The sequence below is a fragment of the Roseovarius sp. genome, from assembly GCF_965228755.1.
Lineage (GTDB): Bacteria > Pseudomonadota > Alphaproteobacteria > Rhodobacterales > Rhodobacteraceae > Roseovarius.
This window is the reverse complement of the sequence record NZ_CBDDIG010000005.1, coordinates 528,462-546,961: the sequence shown is the minus strand read 5'-3', so window position 1 is coordinate 546,961 and position 18,500 is coordinate 528,462. Positions and strand designations below refer to the sequence as shown.

The following is an 18,500-nucleotide window of genomic DNA, read 5'->3' as shown; positions in this document are numbered from 1 at the left end:
GCCATGGCGGCGGCGCTGATCCTGATCGATATCCAGACGGGGTTCGACCACCCGGCCTGGGGGGAGCGCAACAACCCCGGCGCCGAAGACGCCGCCGGCGCCCTGCTCTCCGCCTGGCGGGCGGCGGGCGATCCGGTCTGCCACGTCCTCCATGTCAGCACGGAACCCAACAGCCCGCTGGGGCCAAAAACCGGCGGCACCGCCTTCAAGCCGCAGGTCATACCGCGCCCGGGCGAACCGGTCTTCGAGAAATCGGTCAACTCCGCCTTCATCGGCACCAATCTCGAGGCGCACCTGCGCGAGCGCGACATCACCGGCCTCGTGATCTGCGGCCTCACCACGCCGCATTGCGTCTCGACCACCGTGCGCATGGCCGCCAACCTGGGCTTCGCCGTCACCCTCGCCCATGACGCCTGCGCCAGCTTCACCGCCAATGCCGACACGGGCTGGCAGGCGGGCCTTGCCCCGATGACAGCCGACGCCATCCACCAGGCCGCCATCTCCCACCTCCACGGCGAATTCGCCACCGCCCGCGCCGTGGCCGACATCCTGCAAGGCCGGGCATGAGCTTCCTCGGCGTCGAATCCTCGCTGACCGGCCGCCGCTGGGTCGGCCCCACGGCCGAAACCGACCGGCTGGCCGAGGCGCTGGTGCAATCCGCCGCCCTGCCCCGCGCCCTCTGCCAGACGCTCGCCCGCCTCGGCGTCGCGCCCGAGGCCTGCGCGGGCTACCTCGAGCCGAAGCTCCGCGACCTCCTCCCCGATCCCCGCCGCCTCAAGGACATGGAAAAGGCCGCCGCCCGCTTCCTCGAAGAAGTCAGCCGGAAGGGCCGCATCGCCATTTTCGCCGATTACGACGTCGACGGCGGCGCCTCCGCCGCCCTGCTGATCGACTGGCTGCGCCAGATGGGCCTTGCCGCCACGCTCTACATCCCAGACCGCATCGATGAGGGCTATGGCCCGAACGAGCCCGCCATGGCCGAACTTGCCGCCGCGCATGACCTCATCGTCTGCGTCGACTGCGGCACGCTCAGCCACGATGCCGTGGCCGCGGCCAAGGGTGCCGACGTCATCATCCTCGACCACCACCTGGGCGGCGAAACCCTGCCCGACGCGCTGGCCGTGGTGAACCCCAACCGGCAGGACGAGCCGGGCGATCTCGGCCATCTCTGCGCCGCCGCCGTCGTCTTCCTCATGCTGGTCGAGGCCGGCCGCCAACTGCGCGAAGCCGGCCAAAAGGGCCCCGACCTGATGGCCATGCTCGACCTCGTGGCACTGGCCACCGTGGCCGACGTGGCCCCGCTCAAGGGCGTCAACCGCGCCTTCGTCCAGCAGGGCCTCAAGGTCATGGCCGGTCGCCACCGCCCCGGCCTCGTGGCGCTCTCCGACGTCTCCCGCCTCGACAGCGCGCCCACCTCCTACCACCTGGGCTTCGTCCTCGGCCCCCGCGTCAACGCCGGCGGCCGCATCGGCAAGGCCGACCTTGGCGCGCGGCTTCTGTGTTGCGACAACCCGCACGAGGCCAGGGCCATGGCCGACCGCCTCGACCAGCTCAACACCGAGCGGCGCGAGATCGAGACCGCGGTACGCGACGCCGCCCTCGAACAGGCCGAGGCGCGCGGGCTCGACGCGCCGCTGGTCTGGGCCGCCAAGGATGGCTGGCACCCCGGTGTCGTCGGCATCGTCGCCTCCCGCCTCAAGGAGGCCACCAACCGGCCCGCCATCGTCATTGGCTTCGAAGGGGACGAGGGCAAGGGCTCCGGCCGCTCCGTCTCGGGCGTCGACCTCGGCGCGGCGATCCACCGGCTGGCGGCGGAAGGCCTCCTCATCAAGGGCGGCGGCCACCGGATGGCCGCGGGCCTCACCGTCGCCCGCGACAAGCTCGAGGCGGCGATGGAGCGCCTCTCCGAGCTGCTGGAACGCCAGGGCGCCGGCACCGCCGGCCCCCGCGACCTCGCCCTCGACGGCCTGCTCATGCCAGGGGCTGCCACGCCGGAACTGGTCACCCAGATCGAAACCGCCGGCCCCTTCGGCGCGGGCGCTCCCGGCCCGCGCTACGCCTTCCCCGACATGCAGATCGGCTTTGCCAAGCGCGTGGGCGCCAATCACCTCAAGCTGCGCTTCGGCGACGGCACGGGCCCCAAGCTCGACGCCATCGCCTTCGGTGCCTACGACACCGAGATCGGCGCCACGCTGGAAGAGCACGGCGGCGCCCGCTTCCACCTCGCCGGCCGGCTCGACCTCAACACATGGGGCGGGCGTCAGACCGTGCAGCTTCGACTCGAAGACGCGGCCCGAGCCGGCTGAGCCGCCCGAATCGTGCTGCGCCAACCCGTCGCCACCCCCTCCCGATCCCCCTGACACGGCCAATTCACCCGGCCTTAACCCGCCTCCGCCACACCTGACGCCACGTTCGCCACCGGCAGGCCTCAACAACGGCGCGCCACGCGAAAAATTTGCATTTTGCCTCTTGCGCAGGGACCGGCTTTTTCATAGGAAACGCCTCACGCCAAGGCATGGCCCGTTCGTCTATCGGTTAGGACGCCAGGTTTTCAACCTGGAAAGAGGGGTTCGATTCCCCTACGGGCTGCCACCCCTCCCTTCACACTTCGTTAACCACCGCGTTCCGGGGCCCTGCGCCACCCGGCCTTTCCGCATATATTCCGCCGGTTTACTTCAGGCTTGAAATTTCAAGCTTGAAATATCATTCGCTTCCGGCCTATCCTTCCCCCAGGTCCCGCCGGACCCGGCCAAAGAGGCGTTGACGGCGGCGGGGCGTCCTGCTCAAGGTTGGGGACCAGCCAGCCGCAGGACCGCCGCCCGCGACCGATCTGCAAGGCCCGGCCACGCGGACTGGAAAAATACGCGCAAAAACGCGCGAACAGGGAGAAGTACGGATGAAAAAACTTGGCACAACCCTCGCCGCCGGTCTTCTGGGCCTCGGCACCGCCGCCTCTGCCGAGATCGAGGTCGGCATGATCGTCACCCTTTCCGGCCCGCCCGCGGCCCTCGGCCAGCAGGCCGTCGACGGCTTCAACCTCGCCCTCGACGACCTCGGTGGCAAGCTTGGCGGCGAAGACGCCACGCTCATCGTCGAGGATGACGAGCTGAAGCCCGAAGTGGCCCTCTCGAAGGCCAACGGCATGGTGCAGGAAGAGGTCGATTTCGTCGTCGGCACGATCTTCTCGAACATGCTGCAGGCGATCTTCAAGCCGGTGATCGAGTCGGAAACCTTCCTGATCAGCCCCAATGCCGGCCCCTCGACCTTTGCCGGGCGCAACTGCAACCCCTATTTCTTCGTCACCTCCTACCAGAACAACCAGAACGCCGAGGTGATGGGCGCCCACGCCCAGGCGGCGGGTTACAAGAAGGTCTTCATGATCGCCCCCAACTACCAGGCCGGGCGTGACAACCTCGAAGGCTTCCGCATGCATTACGAGGGCGAGATCGTCGACGAGGTCTACGTGCCGCTCGGCCACCAGGACTACTCGGCCGAGATCGCCCGCATCGCCACCTCCGAAGCCGACGCCGTCTTCGCCTTCACGCCGGGCGGCATGGGCGTGCGCTTCGTCCGCCAGTTCCGCGACGCAGGCCTTGCCGACCGCATCCAGTTCATGTCGGTCTTCACCACCGACGAGACCACCCTGCCCGCCCAGAAGGAGGCCGCCGAAGGCTTCATCGCCGCGGGCAACTGGGCCCCGGATGCCGACAACGAGGCCAGCCAGAAATTCGTCGCCGCCTTCGAGGAGAAATACGGCTACGTCCCCGGCGGTTACGCCATGCAGGCCTATGACGCGGCCCTGCTGATCGACAGCGCCGTGGCCGCCGTGGGCGGCGACCTCTCCGACAAGGACGCCGTGCGCGCCGCGATGGAGAAGGCCGATTTCACCTCGCTCCGCGGCGATTTCGCCTTCAACACCAACCACTACCCGACCCAGAACTTCTACCAGCTCTCGGTGGAAGAGCGGGAAGACGGCCAGTGGGCCACCGCGACGGGCGAACTGGTGTTCGAGAACTACGGCGACAGCTTCGCCGAAGAATGCAGCATGTAAGCCGATGCGGCGGGGCCGGCCACCGGCCCCGCCATTCCCGGCTCCGGCGGTAAAGGCCTCCCATGTCCTCAATCCTGATCCTGATCCAGCTCCTGAACGGGCTGCAGCTTGGCGTGATCCTGTTCCTGATCGCGGCCGGTCTGACGCTCGTCTTCGGGGTGATGGGCTTCATCAACCTCGCCCACGGGGTGCAGTACATGCTGGGCGCCTACCTCGCCGTCTATCTCTACGGGCTGACGGGCAGCTTCCTTGCCGCGCTGGTGCTGGCCCTGCCGCTGGCGCTCCTGCTGGGGCTGGTGCTCGAATTCCTCGTCTTCCGGCATCTCTATGACCGCGACCACCTGTCCCAGGTGCTGGCCACCTTCGGGGTGATCCTGTTCCTCAACGAGCTGATGAAGGTGATCTTCGGGCCCGCCTCCCTCTCGGTGCCGCCGCCCGCCTTCCTCGACTTCTCCTTCACCCTGGTCGAGGGGCTGCTTTACCCGGCCTACCGCGTGGCGCTGATCGTCGCGGGGCTGCTGGTGGCGCTCGGTCTCTGGCTGGTGATCACCCGCACCCGCGTCGGCATGCTGATCCGCGCGGGCGCCACCAACCCCGACATGGTCTCGGCCCTGGGCGTCAACGTGCGCCGGCTGTTCCTCATTGTCTTCGGCTTCGGCGCCATGCTGGCGGGCTTCGCCGGCGTCATGGCCGCGCCGCTCTACTCGGTCGAGCCGGGGATGGGCGACAACCTCCTGATCGTGGCCTTCGTCGTCATCATCATCGGCGGCGCGGGCTCGATCCGCGGCGCCTTCGTCGCGGCGCTGCTGGTGGGGCTCGTGGATACGCTGGGCCGCACGCTGGTCACCGACGGGCTGCGCCTCGTGATGGATCCCTCCTCGGCCAACCAGATCGGCCCGGCCATCGCCTCGATGCTGATCTACGTGCTGATGGCGCTGGTGCTCTTCTGGCGGCCCGAGGGCCTCTTTGCCCCCAAGGTGGCGCGATGACCGACCAGACCGACATCCAGGCCCCCGTCGCCGCCACCCCCCGCGCGCCGCTGATCGTCGCCGGCGTGATCTTCGCCGCGCTGGCCCTCGTCCCGCTGCTGGCCGAGGCCTGGGGCGGCGCCTGGCTCACCTCGCTGGCGGTGCGCGCCATGATCCTCGCCATCGTCGCCATCTCGCTCGACCTGCTGATGGGCCAGGGCGGCATGGTCAGCTTCGGCCATTCCGCCTTCGTCGCCATCGGCGCCTATGCCTGCGGGATCATGATCACCGAAGGGGTCTACGAGATGGCCCTGATCCTGCCCGTGGCCATCGGCGCGGCGGCGCTCTTTGCCTTCGTCAGCGGGGCGATCTGCCTGCGCACCTCGGGTGTCTCCTTCATCATGATCACGCTGGCCTTCGGGCAGATGATCTACTTCGCCCTCGGCTCGCTCGCGCAATACGGCGCCGATGACGGACTGACGCTGTGGTCGGGGCCGGATTTCCTCGGCACACGCTGGCTCGGCTCCGAGATGGGCGTCTATGTCACCGTCTTCGCCGTGCTGCTGGCCACCTGGGCGCTGGTCCACCGCATCACCGGCGCGCGCTTCGGCCGCGTCCTGCGCGCGGCCCGCCAGAACCCCACGCGCGTCGCCTCGATGGGCTACTCGGTCTTCCGCTACCGCCTGACGGCTTACGTCATCGCCGGCGTGATCGCCGCCATCGCGGGCGTGCTCTGGGCCACCCACGCCGCCTTCATCTCGCCCTCGCTGGGGGCATGGCAGCGCTCGGGCGACCTGATCGTGATGGTCGTCCTCGGCGGCATGGCCACCCGCAACGGGGCGCTGATCGGCGCGCTCTTCTTCATCCTGATCGAGGAAACGCTGTCGTCCATCACCCATGACTGGCGGCTGATCTTCGGGCCCCTGCTGGTGCTGATCGCGCTCTATGCCCGGGGCGGCCTCGTGGGCCTGCTCGACCGCGTCAGGGGGCCGCAATGACCGAAGCCGTCCTGCAACTCAAGGGCCTGCAAAAGGCCTTCGGCGCGCTGGTGGTCACCGACAAGGTCGATCTCGACCTGCGCCACGGCGAATGCCACGCCCTGATCGGCCCCAACGGCGCGGGCAAATCCACCCTGATCCACCAGGTCTCGGGCCTCCTGCAACCCGACGCGGGCCGTATCGCCTTCGAAGGCCGCGACGTGACGGGCCAGAAACAGCACGAGCGCGCCGTGGCGGGCCTCGGCCGGTCGTTCCAGATCACCTCGATCCTGCCGGACTTCACCGTGCTGGAGAACGTGGCCCTCGCCGCCCAGATGCGCGCGGGCTCCAGCATGCGGTTCTTTGCCCGCGCCGACCGCGAAGAGGCGCTGAACGATGCCGCCATGACCGCGCTCGCCCGCATCGGCCTCGCCCCCCGCGCCGCCACCATGGCGGGCGCCCTCTCCTACGGTGAGAAGCGGATGCTGGAACTGGCCATCGCCATCGCCGGAAAGCCCCGCGCCCTGCTGCTCGACGAGCCGATGGCGGGCATGGGCCGCGCCGAAAGCGAAAGCCTCACCGCCACCCTGCTCGAGCTGAAGGCCACCTACCCCATGCTGCTGATCGAGCATGACATGGAGGCCGTCTTCCGCCTCGCCGACCGGGTCTCGGTGCTGGTCGCCGGCGCCATCGTCGCCACCGGCACCCCCGACGAGGTGCGCGCCGATCCCAAGGCCCGCGCCGCCTATCTCGGCGAAGACCATGCGGAGGGTGCGGCATGAGGCTGCTGTCACTGACCAACATCACCGCCGGCTATGGCGCGGCCCAGGTCCTATTCGGCATCGACCTGAAGATCGGCGAGGGTGAGGTCGTTACCCTGCTGGGCCGCAACGGCATGGGTAAGACGACCACCGTGCGCGCCATCATGGGGCTGATCAAGCCGTGGTCGGGCGAGGTGCAGGTCGACGGCCGGAACTTCGCGGGCCAGCCCCCCTATGCCATCGCCCGCGCGGGCGTGGGCCTCGTGCCGGAGGGCCGTCAGGTCTTCCCCACCCTCACGGTCGAGGAAAACCTCCTCGCCGCCGCCAAGACGCCCCAGGGCCGCAACCGGTGGGATCTCGCCTCCGTCTACGACTTCTTCCCCCGCCTGAAGGAACGCCGCACCCATCTCGGCGCACAGCTTTCCGGCGGCGAGCAACAGATGGTCGCCATCGCCCGCGCGCTCATGACCAACCCGCGCCTGCTGATCCTCGACGAGGCGACCGAGGGCCTCGCCCCCCTCATCCGCGAGGAAATCTGGGCCCGCCTCGCGACGCTGAAGGCGGAAGGCGAGGCGATCCTGCTCATCGACAAGAACGTGGGCGCGCTGGCCGGCCTCGCCGACCGCCACTACGTGATCGAGAAGGGCGAGATCATCACCACCGTCACCGCCGCCGAGGAAGGCCACACCATCACCGCCACGCTCGAACGCCATTTGCATCTTTGATCCGGAACCAATGAGGGAGACCCGAAAGATGACACTGACCCCCGGAATAACGCCTGAAAAAGACGGGCTCGACGGCCTCGCATGGAACGTCGTCGGCCATACCTACACGCCGAAAATGCACTCCGAGAACGCCTTCGTCTGGCATGCCGACATCCCCGACGGCACCTTCGTGCCGCCGCACATCCACCCCACGCAGGACGAATGGATCTGCATGCTGGAGGGCGAGCTGGAGGTCGAGTTCGGCGACGAGAAGCAAGTCGGCCGCGCGGGCGACACGATCCGCATGCCGATGGGCCTGGCGCATGGCATCTACAACCGCTCCGGCAAGACCGCCACCTGCCTCTTCGGCGTGGCGCCCTCGCGGAAACTGTTCGAGCTCTTCGGCAAGCTCGACGGCGTCACCGACCCCGAGGAGCTGGTGCGCATCTCGGCCGAGCACGAAGTCGATTTCCTGCCCCCGCCCGAATAGGCGGCGCCCTTTCCCGTGTCCCTCTCGGCCCCGGAACACCGGGGCCGATCCCCTGCCCCGTCGCCAAATGGTGACCGGCGCCCCCTTGCCTTTCGCGCGCCATCCGGGGTCTATGTCCGGCATGACCCGCCCGCGCGCCGCCCTCACATTCACCCGCCTGCCCGACATCGCCCCCGAGGCGATCCTCGCCCACATGTCCCACCCGGTGACCGCCCGGCACATGCCGCTCCTGAAGGGCGGCTGGACGCGCGACACCGTGGCGGAGTTCGTCACGGCCAAGGAAGCCTGCTGGCAGCGTGACGGGCTGGGCCACTGGGCCATCCTCGCCGACGGCGCCTATGCCGGCTGGGGCGGCTTCCAGAAGGAAGGCGCGGAGTGGGATTTCGGGCTGGTCCTGAAGCCGGAGCGGTTCGGCCTTGGCATGGCCGTCACCCGTCAGGCTCTGGCGTTCGCCCGTTCGGATACCCGCATTCCCTACGTGACCTTCCTGCTGCCGCCATCCCGCCGGCACCTGCGCCCGCTGGAAAGGCTGGGGGCGCGGTATTTCGGGCGGGTTGACCACGAGGGCTGTGAATTTCTGAAATACAGGTTGGAGACCGGTTAAACGGCGATCATGCCTTACACGCCCGACAACAGCGCATCCACCGCCCGTGTGATCTGATCCCGCATCATGGAGAGAGATCCGATGCGTTCACCAAGCTCGGCCAGTGTCAGCGTGGCGACCAGTTGCGGCATGATGAGGTAGGTTTCCTCTCCCAGAGAAACAGTTGGATTCAGGCTGCGCAATACGCGCTTGACCTTGCCAGCGGGTATCAGCGGCGCCACCACGCGCGTCTGAAGCTGGTCGAGAAGATCGCCTTGTATCACGACGACGAGGGTGCCATCCCGAAGGCGGTAGACGTCGTACTGAGCCGCCATGCCTCAGAACTTGCGAAAGCCAGACAAGGGCACGCCCTCGGCCTCGACGAAGGCGTTGTAATCCGCGATGGCATCAGCGTTTTCCGCGCGCCATTGCCGGGCCCGCTCGGCCCGGATCGCCGCCTGAACGCCCTCCTCCGCGGCGCGAGAGACGTTGATCCCGAGCCGGTGCGCCTCTTCCAGCGTGGCGGCATCGAGGGTCATGGAAGTGGATTTGCGTGGTGTCCTTGGCACGTCGGCCTCATGGCGGGCTGTGGAATATACCGCAAATTATACCGCAATTTCCGAAATGGTCGATACGCAGCTTCCTCCAAGCGTCCGGACTGCTGTTTCCTGCGCAAATTCCGGGGCACCCGGCCGCTACCGCCCCGCCACCTGCAGCACCTCGTAATCCCCCACGATGGCGCGCAACTCCGCCTCGGTCGCCACGTCGTGCACGTCCTCGTACCCCTCCGGCGCGCGCTCCTCGACGAAGTCAATCACCCCTTCCGGTCCGCCCTTGCGGTTCGCCGCCACAATCGCCGCCGTCGCCGGGCGGCGCACCGCGTCATAGGCCACCAGCGCCGCCGCCGGGTCGCCGCCCTCCGCCAGCCGGTCGGCCAGGTCGCGGGCATCCAGGATCGCCTGGCTCGCCCCGTTCGAGCCCACCGGGTACATCGGATGCGCCGCATCCCCCAAAAGCGTCACCCTTCCATGCGTCCAGCGCGGCAACGGGTCGCGGTCGCACATCGGGTAGACGAAGATCTCCTCCGTCGCGCGGATCAGCTCGCGGATATCCATCTCCGGCACGTGTAGATGCCCCTCCGCCATCTCCAGCGCCTCCTCGGCGGAGGCCTTGCGCGACCAGTCGTCCCGCCCCGGAATGGGCATGTCCGCATCGCCCAGCTTCGAACACACCACCCAGTTGGTCAGCGCCGCGCCGGGCCGGTCGGGGTCATGCGCGATGGGATAGAGCACCAGCTTGTGCCGGAACCCGCCCGCCACGATCATCGACGCGCCATCGAGGAATTGCGGCCACCACGCCGCCCCCCGCCACATCAGCACGCCGTTCCACGAGGGCGGCCCTTGGTCGGGGTAATACTGCGCCCGCACGGTGGAATGGATGCCGTCGGCCCCGATCAGGACATCGCCGCTCTCCTCGTACCGCGTGCCATCGCGCGCCTCGAACACGGCCCTAACACCCTCCCCGGTCTCCTCGAACGACACCAGCCGCCGGTCGCATTGCACACCGCCCTCGCCCAGCCGCTCCAGCACCGCGTCATGGATCAGTTTCTGTAACCGCCCGCGATGAATGGAAAACTGCGGCGCGTCCAGCCCGGCCCAAAGCCCCCGCGGCTGTGCCACGATATCGAGCCCCTGCCCCGTCTTATAGATCAGCCGCCGCGTCCGGATCGCCGCCGCATCCAGAGCCGGCAGCAGACCCAGCCGCTCCAGCTCGGCAATCGCATGCGGCAGCGTGTTGATCCCCACGCCCAGCTCGCGCACCTGCGCCGACTGCTCGAACACCTGCGCCGCTATCCCCCGCTCATGCAGCATCAGCGCCAATGTCAGCCCGCCAATCCCTCCGCCTACGATCAGAACCTTCATGAACCCGTCTCCCCCTGTCAGCCGATCACCGCCGTCGCCTCGATCTCCACCAGCGCCTCGTCCTCGACGAGGCCCGCGACCACCACCATGGTCATCGCCGGGAAATGACGCCCCAGCACCCGGCGATAGACCTCGCCCACCTCGCGCTGCCGGGCCAGGTATTCCTGCTTGTCGGTGACATACCACGTGAGCCGCGTCAGGTCTTCCGCCGCGCCGCCCGCCGCCTCGATCACGGCAAGGATATTCCGCAGGGCCTGCTCCATCTGGCCGATGAAATCGTGGCTCTCGAACACCTGCTCGGCGGTCCAGCCGATCTGGCCGCCGACATACAGCGTGCCGTCCTTGGTCAGGATGCCGTTGGCATAGCCCTTGGCCGGCGCCCAACCCTCGGGAGAGATCACCTGGTGTGTCATGCGTCCTCGCTTTCCATGTAGGGCATCATTGCCTGTCTCAGGGCGTCGGGAAACCCCTTGGGCCGCCCGTCCTCGCCCACCAGCACCATCGTCGCGCGATAGCTCATCCGCGTCTCGCCATCGCATTCCGTCAGGATGCGGATGGTGCTGCTCGTCCGCCCGATCTTTTCGACCCACAGCAAGAATTGCAGCCGGTCGCCATGCCGGCTGGGCTTCGGGAACCCGGCCTCGACCTGCACGGTAGGGATGGCGCCCTGATGGTGAAACTCCTCGAACGGGTAGCCGATGCTGTCGAAGAACTCCTCCACCAGGTCGTTCATCATCTCGAAGAACCGGGGAAAGAACACCAGCTCCGCCGGGTCGCAATGCTTGAACATAACCTTGGCGTCCCGGCAAAAGGCGCAGGCCGGGGCGCTCATGCCGCGCCCTCCCGCAGCCGGAACCGCTGGATCTTGCCGGTCTGGGTCTTGGGCAGCTCGGCGCAGAACTTGACCGAGCGCGGATACTTGTAAGGCGCGATCATGGACTTCACGTGATCCTGCAGCGTCTTGATCATCAGCGCGTCGCCCTCATACCCCTCGGCCAGCACCACATGCGCCTCGACGATGGCGCCGCGCTCCTCGTCCGGGGCGCCCACCACGGCACATTCCACCACCGCCTCGTGCGACAGCAGCGCCGCCTCGACCTCGGGCCCGGCGATGTTGTAGCCGGACGAGACGATCATGTCGTCGTTCCGCGCCGCGAAATGCAGATAGCCGCCCTCGTCCATCACGAAGGTATCGCCGGTGATGTTCCAGCCGTCCTGCACGTATTCCGCCTGCCGCTCGTCGGCGAGGTAGCGGCACCCCGTGGGCCCCCGCACCGCCAGCCGCCCGGGCTCGCCCACCGGCACATCGTTTCCGTCATTGTCGACGACCTTCACCTCGTAGCCCGTCACCGGCCGCCCGGTACAGGCGGGCCGGTGATCGTCGAACCGGTTGGTGATGAAGATATGCAGCATCTCCGTCGCCCCGATCCCGTCGAGCATCGGCTTGCCGGTCTTCTTCATCCACTCGTCATAGACCGGCCCCGGCAGGGTCTCGCCCGCCGACACGGCGGCGCGCAGGCTGGAAAGGTCGGCGCCCTCCTCCATCGCCCGCAGCATGGCGCGATAGGCGGTGGGCGCGGTGAAACAGACCGTGGCGCGGTATTTCTCGATGATCTCGATCATGTTGGGCGGCGAAGCCGTCTCGAGCAGCGTCGCCGTCGCCCCGAAGCGCAGCGGGAAGACCGCCAGCCCCCCAAGCCCGAAGGTAAAGGCCAGGGGCGGTGAGCCGATGAAGATGTCGTCGGGCACGACGTTCAGCACCTCTTTCGCATAGCCATCCGCGATGATCAGCAGGTCGCGGTGAAAATGCATCGTGGCCTTCGGGTTGCCCGTCGTGCCGGAGGTGAAGCCCAGAAGCGCCACGTCATCCCGGCCCGTCTCCACCGCCTCGAAGGTCACGGGCTTCTCCAGCGCCAGCCGGTCCAGCTCGGCATCGTGGTTCGACGTCCCGTCGAACCCCACCACCGATTTCAGGAATTTCGACCCCTTGGCGCAGGTCACCATCTCGTCCATCAGCCGTGTGTCGCACAGCGCGTGGGTGATCTCGGCCTTGTCGACGATCTTCGCCAGCTCGCCGGCCCGCAGCATCGGCATGGTGTTGACCACCACCGCCCCGGCCTTGGTCGCCGCCAGCCACGCCGCCACCATCGCCGGGTTGTTGGCCGAGCGGATCAGCACGCGGTTGCCGGGCTGCACCTTCAGGTCCTCGACCAGCACATGCGCCAGCCGGTTGGTCCAGTCGGACAGCTCCTTGTAGGTCCGCCGCCGCCCGTTGCCGATCAGTGCGGTTCGGTCGCCCATGCCGCGCTCGACCATGCGGTCGGTCAGCTCCACCCCGACATTCAGCCGCTCGGGGTACTCGAACCCGTCCAGCAGGAAGGCGGGCTGCATCTCCTCGGGCGGCAGGTTGTCACGGGTGAACGTATCGACATGAGCAGAAGGGCCAAGCATCGTCATTTCCCTTTCAGTTGATCCAATGTGGCGCGCGCGATGATCACGCGCTGCACGTCCGAGGCGCCCTCGTAGATCCGCAGCGCCCGGATATCGCGGTAAAGCGCCTCCACCGCCTGGCCACTGCGCACGCCGTCGCCGCCATGAAGCTGCACGGCCCGGTCGATGACGCTCTGCGCCTGTTCGGTCGAGAAGAGCTTCGCCATCGCCGCCTCGCGGCTCACCCGCGGCGCACCGCTGTCCTTGGTCCAGGCCGCGCGATAGACCAGCAGGGCGCTGGCATCCACGTCGAGCGCCATGTCGGCGATATGCCCCTGCACCATCTGCAGATCCGAAAGCGGCGCGCCCTGGATATGCCGCTCGGTCACCCGCGCAACCGCCTCGTCCAGCGCCCGCCGGGCAAAGCCCAGCGCGGCGGCGGCCACCGTGGTGCGGAACACGTCCAGCACCGCCATCGCCACCTTGAACCCCTGCCCCGGCGCGCCGATCATGTTCGCCGCCGGCACGCGCACATCATTGAACCGCAGCCGGGCCAGCGGATGCGGCGCGATCACCTGCAACCGCTCCACCACCTCGAAGCCGGGCATGTCCGGCGTGACAAGAAAGGCCGAGAGCCCTTTCGCCCCCGGCGCTTCCCCCGTTCGGGCAAAGACGGTGTAGATATCCGCGATCCCGCCATTCGAGATCCACGTCTTCTCGCCATTGAGGATGAAATCCCCACCGTCCTGCGTGGCCGTCATCGTCGACGCCGCCACGTCAGAGCCCGACTGCGGCTCGGTCAACGCAAAGGCCGAAATCGCCTGTCCGGCGGTCGTGAGTGGTAGCCAGGCCTGTTTCTGCGCGTCCGAGCCGAAAAGTGACAATGCCCCGGTGCCGAGGCCCTGCATGGCAAAGGCGAAATCCGCCAGCCCGTCATGCCGCGCCAGCGTCTCCCGCGACAGCGCCAGCGTGCGTACGTCGAGCGGGCCGCCATCGACGCTGGCGGTCGGTTTCAGCCAGCCATCGGCGCCAAGTTCGGCCACCAGCTTGCGGCAGGCGGCGTCGGTATCGGAATGGTCGACCTCCAGCGAGGTACACCACCCGGCCAGCGCATCGGCATGGGCCTTGTGATGCGGCTCGAAGAACGGCCAGTCGAGATAGCTTTTGTCAGCCATCAATCCCCCTCGAAGACCGGTTTTTCCTTCGCCACGAACGCGTTGAACGCCCGCGTGAAATCCCCGGTCTGCATGCAGATCGCCTGCGCCTGCGCTTCCGCCTCGATGGCCTGTTCGATGGACATCGACCATTCCTGCGCCAGCATCGTCTTGGTCATCATGTGGGCGAAGTTCGGGCCCGCGGCGATGCGGCGGGCCATCTCCATCGCCTCGGCCTCGAGCTCCTCCTGCGAGACGAGACGGTTGTAGAACCCCCAACGCTCCCCCTCCTCGGCGCTCATCGCCCGCCCGGTGTAAAGCAGCTCCGCCGCCCGGCCCTGCCCGATGATCCGGGGCAGGATCGCGCAGGCCCCCATGTCACACCCAGCGAGCCCCACGCGGGTGAACAGGAACGCCGTCTTCGCCTCCGGCGTGGCAATCCGCAGGTCCGAGGCCATGGCGATAATCGCCCCCGCCCCTGCACAGATGCCATCCACCGCCGCGATCACCGGCTTGCCGCAATTCACCATCGCCTTCACGAGGTCGCCGGTCATCCGGGTAAACCGCATCAGCTCCTTCATGTTCATCTTGGTCAGCGGCCCGATGATCTCGTGCACATCACCGCCCGAGGAGAAATTCCCGCCGCTCCCCGCGAACACCACCGCATCCACGTCATCGGCGTAATGCAGGTCGCGGAACCAGTCGCGCAGCTCGGCATAACTGTCGAAGGTCAGCGGGTTCTTCCGCTCAGGCCGGTCGAGCGCCACGCGCGCGATCCCGTCCTCGATACTGCACTGGAAATGCTGAACGTCACTCCGCATCGTCGTCTCCTTCCGTCAAAGCATGGTCGAGCATCCGGGTCACCATCGCGCTCTCCTCGCCTTCCAGCCCGCCCAGCGCCTCGTGGACCCAGACCTCGTGCGCGGCGGCCTGCGCCTCGAACAGCTCGACGCCGCGTTTCGTCAGCCGCACCATCGCCGCCCGCCGGTCGCCCGGCACCGGCACCCGCAGCGCCAGCCCGTCCTCGGCCAGCCGGTCGACGATCCCGGTCACGTTGCCGTTCGACACTTTCAGCGCTCGCGACAGCTCGCTCATCTTCATGCCGTCGCGGTAACGGTAAAGCGCCGACATCACGTCGAACCGCGGCAGCGTGGTGTCGAACTCGACACGCAGCCGCTCCCGCAACTCCGCCTCGACCATCCGCTGCACCTTCAGGATGCGCAGCCACAGCCGCAGGCTTTCCTTCGACGCGGGCGACGGCGCCGGGCGTGCCTTGATCTTGTTCATATCTCTCCTCCCGAAAGGGCCAGCGCATGCCCGCTGACCGAGGCGGCGGCATCCAAGCACAGCCACAACGCCGTGCCCGCCACCTCGCCCGTTTCCACGAACCTTTTCTGCGGGTTGCCCGCGTAAAGCTGCGCCCGCGCCTCGTTCTCCGTCTTGCCGGTCTTGGCAGTGATGGCCTCGATGGATTTCTCCAGAAGCGGCGTGTCGATGAACCCGGGGCAAATAGCGTTGACGGTGATCCCCGTCCGCCCCAGCTCCTGCGCCAGCGCCCGGGTCAGGCCAACCACCCCATGCTTCGACGCGCAATAGGGCGAAACGTAAGGATACCCCTTCAACCCGGCGGTCGAGGCAATGGCAATCAGCCGCCCCCAACCCGCCGCCGCCATCTCCTCGTGACAGGCCTGCCAGACGTGAAACACCCCTTCGAGGTTCACCGCCAGCGAGGCGCGGAAATCCTCCGCGCTCACCTTCCGGAACGGCGCCGACGGCGCGGCGCCCGCATTGGCGATGGCAATCGCCACCGGCCCGTTTACCTCCCGCGCCTGCCCCAAGGCCGCGTTGAGACTGTCGCGCCGCGTCACATCCGCCGCCAGCGGCAGCGCGCCCGTCTCCTCCGCCACCGCCTTCAACGGCGCGTAGCTCCGCCCGAGGATCGTCACCTTCGCCCCCTCGCCGGCAAAGACGCGGGCCATCTCCGCCCCCACGCCCGAGCCGCCTCCGGTGATCACCACATGCTGGCCCGCCACGCTCATACCCGCACCGCCTCGGCCTCGCGGTCGGACAGGCGCCACAGCTGATCCCGCCCGGCCTCATACGGCAGCGGCCAGTCCGCATGCCTGTCGCCAATCGCGGCGCCCGCATGCAGTGTCCAGTAGGGATCCGCCAGGTGCGGCCGCGCCAGGCACACCAGATCCGCCCGCCCCGCCATCAGGATCGAGTTGGCGTGATCCGCCTCGTAGATATTCCCCACCGCCATGGTCGCGATGCCGGTCTCGTTGCGGATCCGGTCCGAGAAGGGCGTCTGGAACATCCGGCCATAGACGGGCTTGGCCTGCATGCTGGTCTGACCGGCCGAGACGTCTATGATATCGGCACCGGCCTCATGGAACGCATTGGCGATCTCCACCGCCTCTTCCGGCGTCACCCCATCATCGCCGACCCAGTCATTGGCGGAAATCCTGACGGCCATGGGCTTCTCCTCGGGCCACACCGCCCGCATCGCCTCGAAGACTTCCAAGGGATAGCGCAATCGGTTCTCCAGCGACCCGCCATACTCATCCTCCCGGATATTCGACACCGGCGAGATGAACGACGAAATCAAGTAGCCGTGCGCCGCGTGCAGCTCGATCATGTCGAACCCCGCCCGCTCGGCCATCTCCGCCGCCGCCACGAACTCGTCCCTGACCCGGTCCATATCCTCCCGAGTCATCTCCCGCGGCACGGCGTTCCGGTCCGACCACGCAATCGCCGAGGCCGACATCGTCTCCCAGTTCCCCTCCGGCAAAGGCGCATCCATCTCCTCCCAGCCAAGCTGCGTCGAGCCCTTGCGCCCCGAATGGCCGATCTGGCAACAGATCTTCGCATCCGTCTCGCCATGCACGAAATCGACGACCCGGCGCCACGCCGCCTCATGCTCCGGCGCATAAAGCCCCGGACAGCCCGGCGTGATCCGCCCCTCGGGGCTGACACAGGTCATCTCGGTATAAACCAGCCCCGCCCCACCCTTGGCCCGCTCGCCCAGGTGCACGAGATGCCAGTCGGTCGGACAGCCATCGACCGCCTTGTACTGCGCCATCGGCGACACCACGATCCGGTTCTTGAGCGCCATCTCCCGCAACCGATACGGCGCGAACATCGGTGAGCGCACCGGGCTCTCCGGCCCGCCCGCGCGGGTCTGGAACCACTTCTCGGCCCCTTCCAGCCACGCCGCATCCCGCAGGCGCAGGTTCTCGTGGCTGATCCGCTGCGACCGGGTCAGCAGGGAATAGTTAAACTGTACCGGGTCAAGGTGCAGGTACCGATGCACCTCCTCGAACCACTCCAGCGAGTTCCGCGCCGCCGATTGCAGCCGCAGCACTTCCAGCCGCCGCTCGTCCTGGTAGGCCTCGAAGGCGGCTTCCATCGTCGGCTTCGTCGTCAGGTACTCGGCCAGCGCGATGGCACTCTCCACCGCCAACTTCGTGCCCGACCCGATCGAAAAATGCGCCGTGGCCGAGGCATCGCCCATCAGCACGATATTCTCGTGATACCATTTTTCACACAGCACCCGGGGAAAGTTCAGCCAGGCCGACCCGCGGATATGCTTCGCATTCGACATCAGGCTGTGCCCGTCGAGGTAATCGCGGAAGATCTCCTCGCAGACCGCGATATTCTCCTCCTGATTCATATTTCCGAAACCATAGGCCTCCCACGTCGCCTCGTCGGTCTCGACGATGAAGGTCGCGGTGTCCTCGTCGAACTGGTAGGCATGGGCCCAGACCCAGCCCTTCTCGGTCTCCTCGAAGATGAAGGTGAAGGCGTCGTCGAACTTCTGGCGGGTCCCCAGCCAGACGAACTTGCAGGCGCGCGGCTCGATATCCGGCTTGAACGTGTCGGCAAACTCTGTCCGGGTCCGGGAATTCAGCCCGTCGCAGGCGACCACGAGGTCATACTCGGCCGCGTAGGCCGAGGCACTCTCCACCTCCGTCTCGAACCGCAGCTCGACGCCCAGCTCGCGCGCCCGCTCCTGCAGCAACAAAAGCAACTGCTTGCGCCCGATGCCGCAGAAGCCATGCCCGGTCGAAACCACCTTTTCGCCCCGGTAATGCACGGCGATATCGTCCCAATAGGCGAAATGCGCCCGGATCGCCTCGGCGCTCTTGGCGTCGTTCTGGTGCAGGTTGTCGAGCGTCTCGTCCGACAGCACCACACCCCAGCCGAACGTGTCGTCGGGCTTGTTGCGCTCGATCACCACGACCTCAGCCTCCGGCTGGCGCAGCTTCAGCGAGATGACGAAGTAAAGGCCGGCGGGCCCTCCGCCCAGACAGGCAACGCGCATGGCTCTTCCTCCCTTTCCCGCAAAGCGTTTCCCGGTCAGGATAGGCGCAGCGCGCATTTATTTCAAGCCTGAAATTTCAAGCTTGAAATATATCGGCGCACCTGTACCATGCCCGCCAATGCGGGCAAGACTCGGA

20 protein-coding genes and 1 tRNA gene are annotated in these 18,500 nt (G+C 67.5%); 10 read left to right on the top strand and 11 right to left on the bottom strand.

Annotated elements, in window-relative coordinates; all coding sequences use genetic code 11:
- The first annotated feature begins 3 nt into the window (after nucleotides 1-3).
- From ACO07J_RS06030 to ACO07J_RS05985, 10 genes are all read left to right on the top strand, one after another.
- The gene (locus tag ACO07J_RS06030; protein WP_422027245.1) at nucleotides 4-567 is read left to right on the top strand and encodes a cysteine hydrolase family protein; all 564 of its coding nucleotides are present in this window, start codon (nucleotides 4-6) and stop codon (nucleotides 565-567) included.
- Nucleotides 564-2,306, top strand: coding sequence for a single-stranded-DNA-specific exonuclease RecJ (gene recJ, locus ACO07J_RS06025; RefSeq protein ID WP_422027243.1), 1,743 nt, complete (start codon nucleotides 564-566; stop codon nucleotides 2,304-2,306). The genes ACO07J_RS06030 and recJ overlap by 4 nt, the downstream gene beginning before the upstream one ends.
- 211 nt (nucleotides 2,307-2,517) lie before the next feature.
- A tRNA-Glu gene (locus tag ACO07J_RS06020) sits at nucleotides 2,518-2,592 on the top strand.
- A 304-nt stretch (nucleotides 2,593-2,896) separates the two neighbouring features.
- Nucleotides 2,897-4,051 carry an ABC transporter substrate-binding protein gene (locus ACO07J_RS06015; RefSeq protein WP_422027241.1) on the top strand — a complete coding sequence of 385 codons (1,155 nt, stop codon included), beginning with the start codon at nucleotides 2,897-2,899 and terminating at the stop codon, nucleotides 4,049-4,051.
- Between the two features lie 62 nt (nucleotides 4,052-4,113).
- Nucleotides 4,114-5,040, top strand: a complete 927-nt coding sequence (locus ACO07J_RS06010) for a branched-chain amino acid ABC transporter permease (protein ID WP_422027239.1) — start codon at nucleotides 4,114-4,116, stop codon at nucleotides 5,038-5,040.
- A complete protein-coding gene (locus tag ACO07J_RS06005; protein ID WP_422027237.1) occupies nucleotides 5,037-6,017 on the top strand; it encodes a branched-chain amino acid ABC transporter permease in 981 nt (326 codons plus the stop codon). The genes ACO07J_RS06010 and ACO07J_RS06005 overlap by 4 nt, the downstream gene beginning before the upstream one ends.
- Nucleotides 6,014-6,778, top strand: coding sequence for an ABC transporter ATP-binding protein (locus ACO07J_RS06000; RefSeq protein WP_422027235.1), 765 nt, complete (start codon nucleotides 6,014-6,016; stop codon nucleotides 6,776-6,778). The genes ACO07J_RS06005 and ACO07J_RS06000 overlap by 4 nt, the downstream gene beginning before the upstream one ends.
- Nucleotides 6,775-7,482 carry an ABC transporter ATP-binding protein gene (locus ACO07J_RS05995; RefSeq protein ID WP_422027233.1) on the top strand — a complete coding sequence of 236 codons (708 nt, stop codon included), beginning with the start codon at nucleotides 6,775-6,777 and terminating at the stop codon, nucleotides 7,480-7,482. Before ACO07J_RS06000 ends, ACO07J_RS05995 begins: the two co-directional genes overlap by 4 nt.
- A gap of 28 nt (nucleotides 7,483-7,510) precedes the next feature.
- The gene (locus tag ACO07J_RS05990; protein WP_422027231.1) at nucleotides 7,511-7,951 is read left to right on the top strand and encodes a cupin domain-containing protein; all 441 of its coding nucleotides are present in this window, start codon (nucleotides 7,511-7,513) and stop codon (nucleotides 7,949-7,951) included.
- Between the two features lie 121 nt (nucleotides 7,952-8,072).
- Nucleotides 8,073-8,555: a GNAT family N-acetyltransferase gene (locus ACO07J_RS05985; RefSeq protein ID WP_422027229.1), complete on the top strand. Its 483-nt coding sequence runs from the start codon at nucleotides 8,073-8,075 to the stop codon at nucleotides 8,553-8,555.
- A gap of 14 nt (nucleotides 8,556-8,569) precedes the next feature.
- Here the strand turns inward: ACO07J_RS05985 and ACO07J_RS05980 are convergent, their stop codons facing one another.
- The 11 genes from ACO07J_RS05980 to ACO07J_RS05930 form a co-directional block, all read right to left on the bottom strand.
- Nucleotides 8,570-8,869: a CcdB family protein gene (locus tag ACO07J_RS05980; RefSeq protein WP_422027227.1), complete on the bottom strand. Its 300-nt coding sequence runs from the start codon at nucleotides 8,867-8,869 to the stop codon at nucleotides 8,570-8,572.
- A 3-nt stretch (nucleotides 8,870-8,872) separates the two neighbouring features.
- The gene (locus ACO07J_RS05975; RefSeq protein ID WP_422027225.1) at nucleotides 8,873-9,103 is read right to left on the bottom strand and encodes a type II toxin-antitoxin system CcdA family antitoxin; all 231 of its coding nucleotides are present in this window, start codon (nucleotides 9,101-9,103) and stop codon (nucleotides 8,873-8,875) included.
- Between the two features lie 126 nt (nucleotides 9,104-9,229).
- A complete protein-coding gene (locus ACO07J_RS05970) occupies nucleotides 9,230-10,456 on the bottom strand; it encodes a flavin-dependent oxidoreductase (RefSeq protein WP_422027223.1) in 1,227 nt (408 codons plus the stop codon).
- Between the two features lie 17 nt (nucleotides 10,457-10,473).
- Entirely contained in the window at nucleotides 10,474-10,869 is a 396-nt protein-coding gene (locus ACO07J_RS05965) for a RidA family protein (RefSeq protein ID WP_422027221.1), read from the bottom strand.
- Complete coding sequence (locus tag ACO07J_RS05960; protein ID WP_422027219.1) at nucleotides 10,866-11,288, bottom strand: acyl-CoA thioesterase; 423 nt, start codon at nucleotides 11,286-11,288, stop codon at nucleotides 10,866-10,868. The genes ACO07J_RS05965 and ACO07J_RS05960 overlap by 4 nt, the downstream gene beginning before the upstream one ends.
- Nucleotides 11,285-12,907, bottom strand: coding sequence for an AMP-binding protein (locus ACO07J_RS05955; protein ID WP_422027217.1), 1,623 nt, complete (start codon nucleotides 12,905-12,907; stop codon nucleotides 11,285-11,287). The genes ACO07J_RS05960 and ACO07J_RS05955 overlap by 4 nt, the downstream gene beginning before the upstream one ends.
- A gap of 2 nt (nucleotides 12,908-12,909) precedes the next feature.
- Complete coding sequence (locus tag ACO07J_RS05950; RefSeq protein ID WP_422027215.1) at nucleotides 12,910-14,061, bottom strand: acyl-CoA dehydrogenase family protein; 1,152 nt, start codon at nucleotides 14,059-14,061, stop codon at nucleotides 12,910-12,912.
- Entirely contained in the window at nucleotides 14,061-14,861 is an 801-nt protein-coding gene (locus ACO07J_RS05945; protein ID WP_422027213.1) for an enoyl-CoA hydratase family protein, read from the bottom strand. Before ACO07J_RS05945 ends, ACO07J_RS05950 begins: the two co-directional genes overlap by 1 nt.
- Nucleotides 14,851-15,327, bottom strand: coding sequence for a MarR family winged helix-turn-helix transcriptional regulator (locus ACO07J_RS05940; protein WP_422027211.1), 477 nt, complete (start codon nucleotides 15,325-15,327; stop codon nucleotides 14,851-14,853). Before ACO07J_RS05940 ends, ACO07J_RS05945 begins: the two co-directional genes overlap by 11 nt.
- Nucleotides 15,324-16,079, bottom strand: coding sequence for an SDR family NAD(P)-dependent oxidoreductase (locus ACO07J_RS05935; protein WP_422027209.1), 756 nt, complete (start codon nucleotides 16,077-16,079; stop codon nucleotides 15,324-15,326). The genes ACO07J_RS05940 and ACO07J_RS05935 overlap by 4 nt, the downstream gene beginning before the upstream one ends.
- Nucleotides 16,076-18,364 carry a bifunctional salicylyl-CoA 5-hydroxylase/oxidoreductase gene (locus tag ACO07J_RS05930; protein ID WP_422027207.1) on the bottom strand — a complete coding sequence of 763 codons (2,289 nt, stop codon included), beginning with the start codon at nucleotides 18,362-18,364 and terminating at the stop codon, nucleotides 16,076-16,078. Before ACO07J_RS05930 ends, ACO07J_RS05935 begins: the two co-directional genes overlap by 4 nt.
- Nucleotides 18,365-18,500 lie beyond the last annotated feature (136 nt).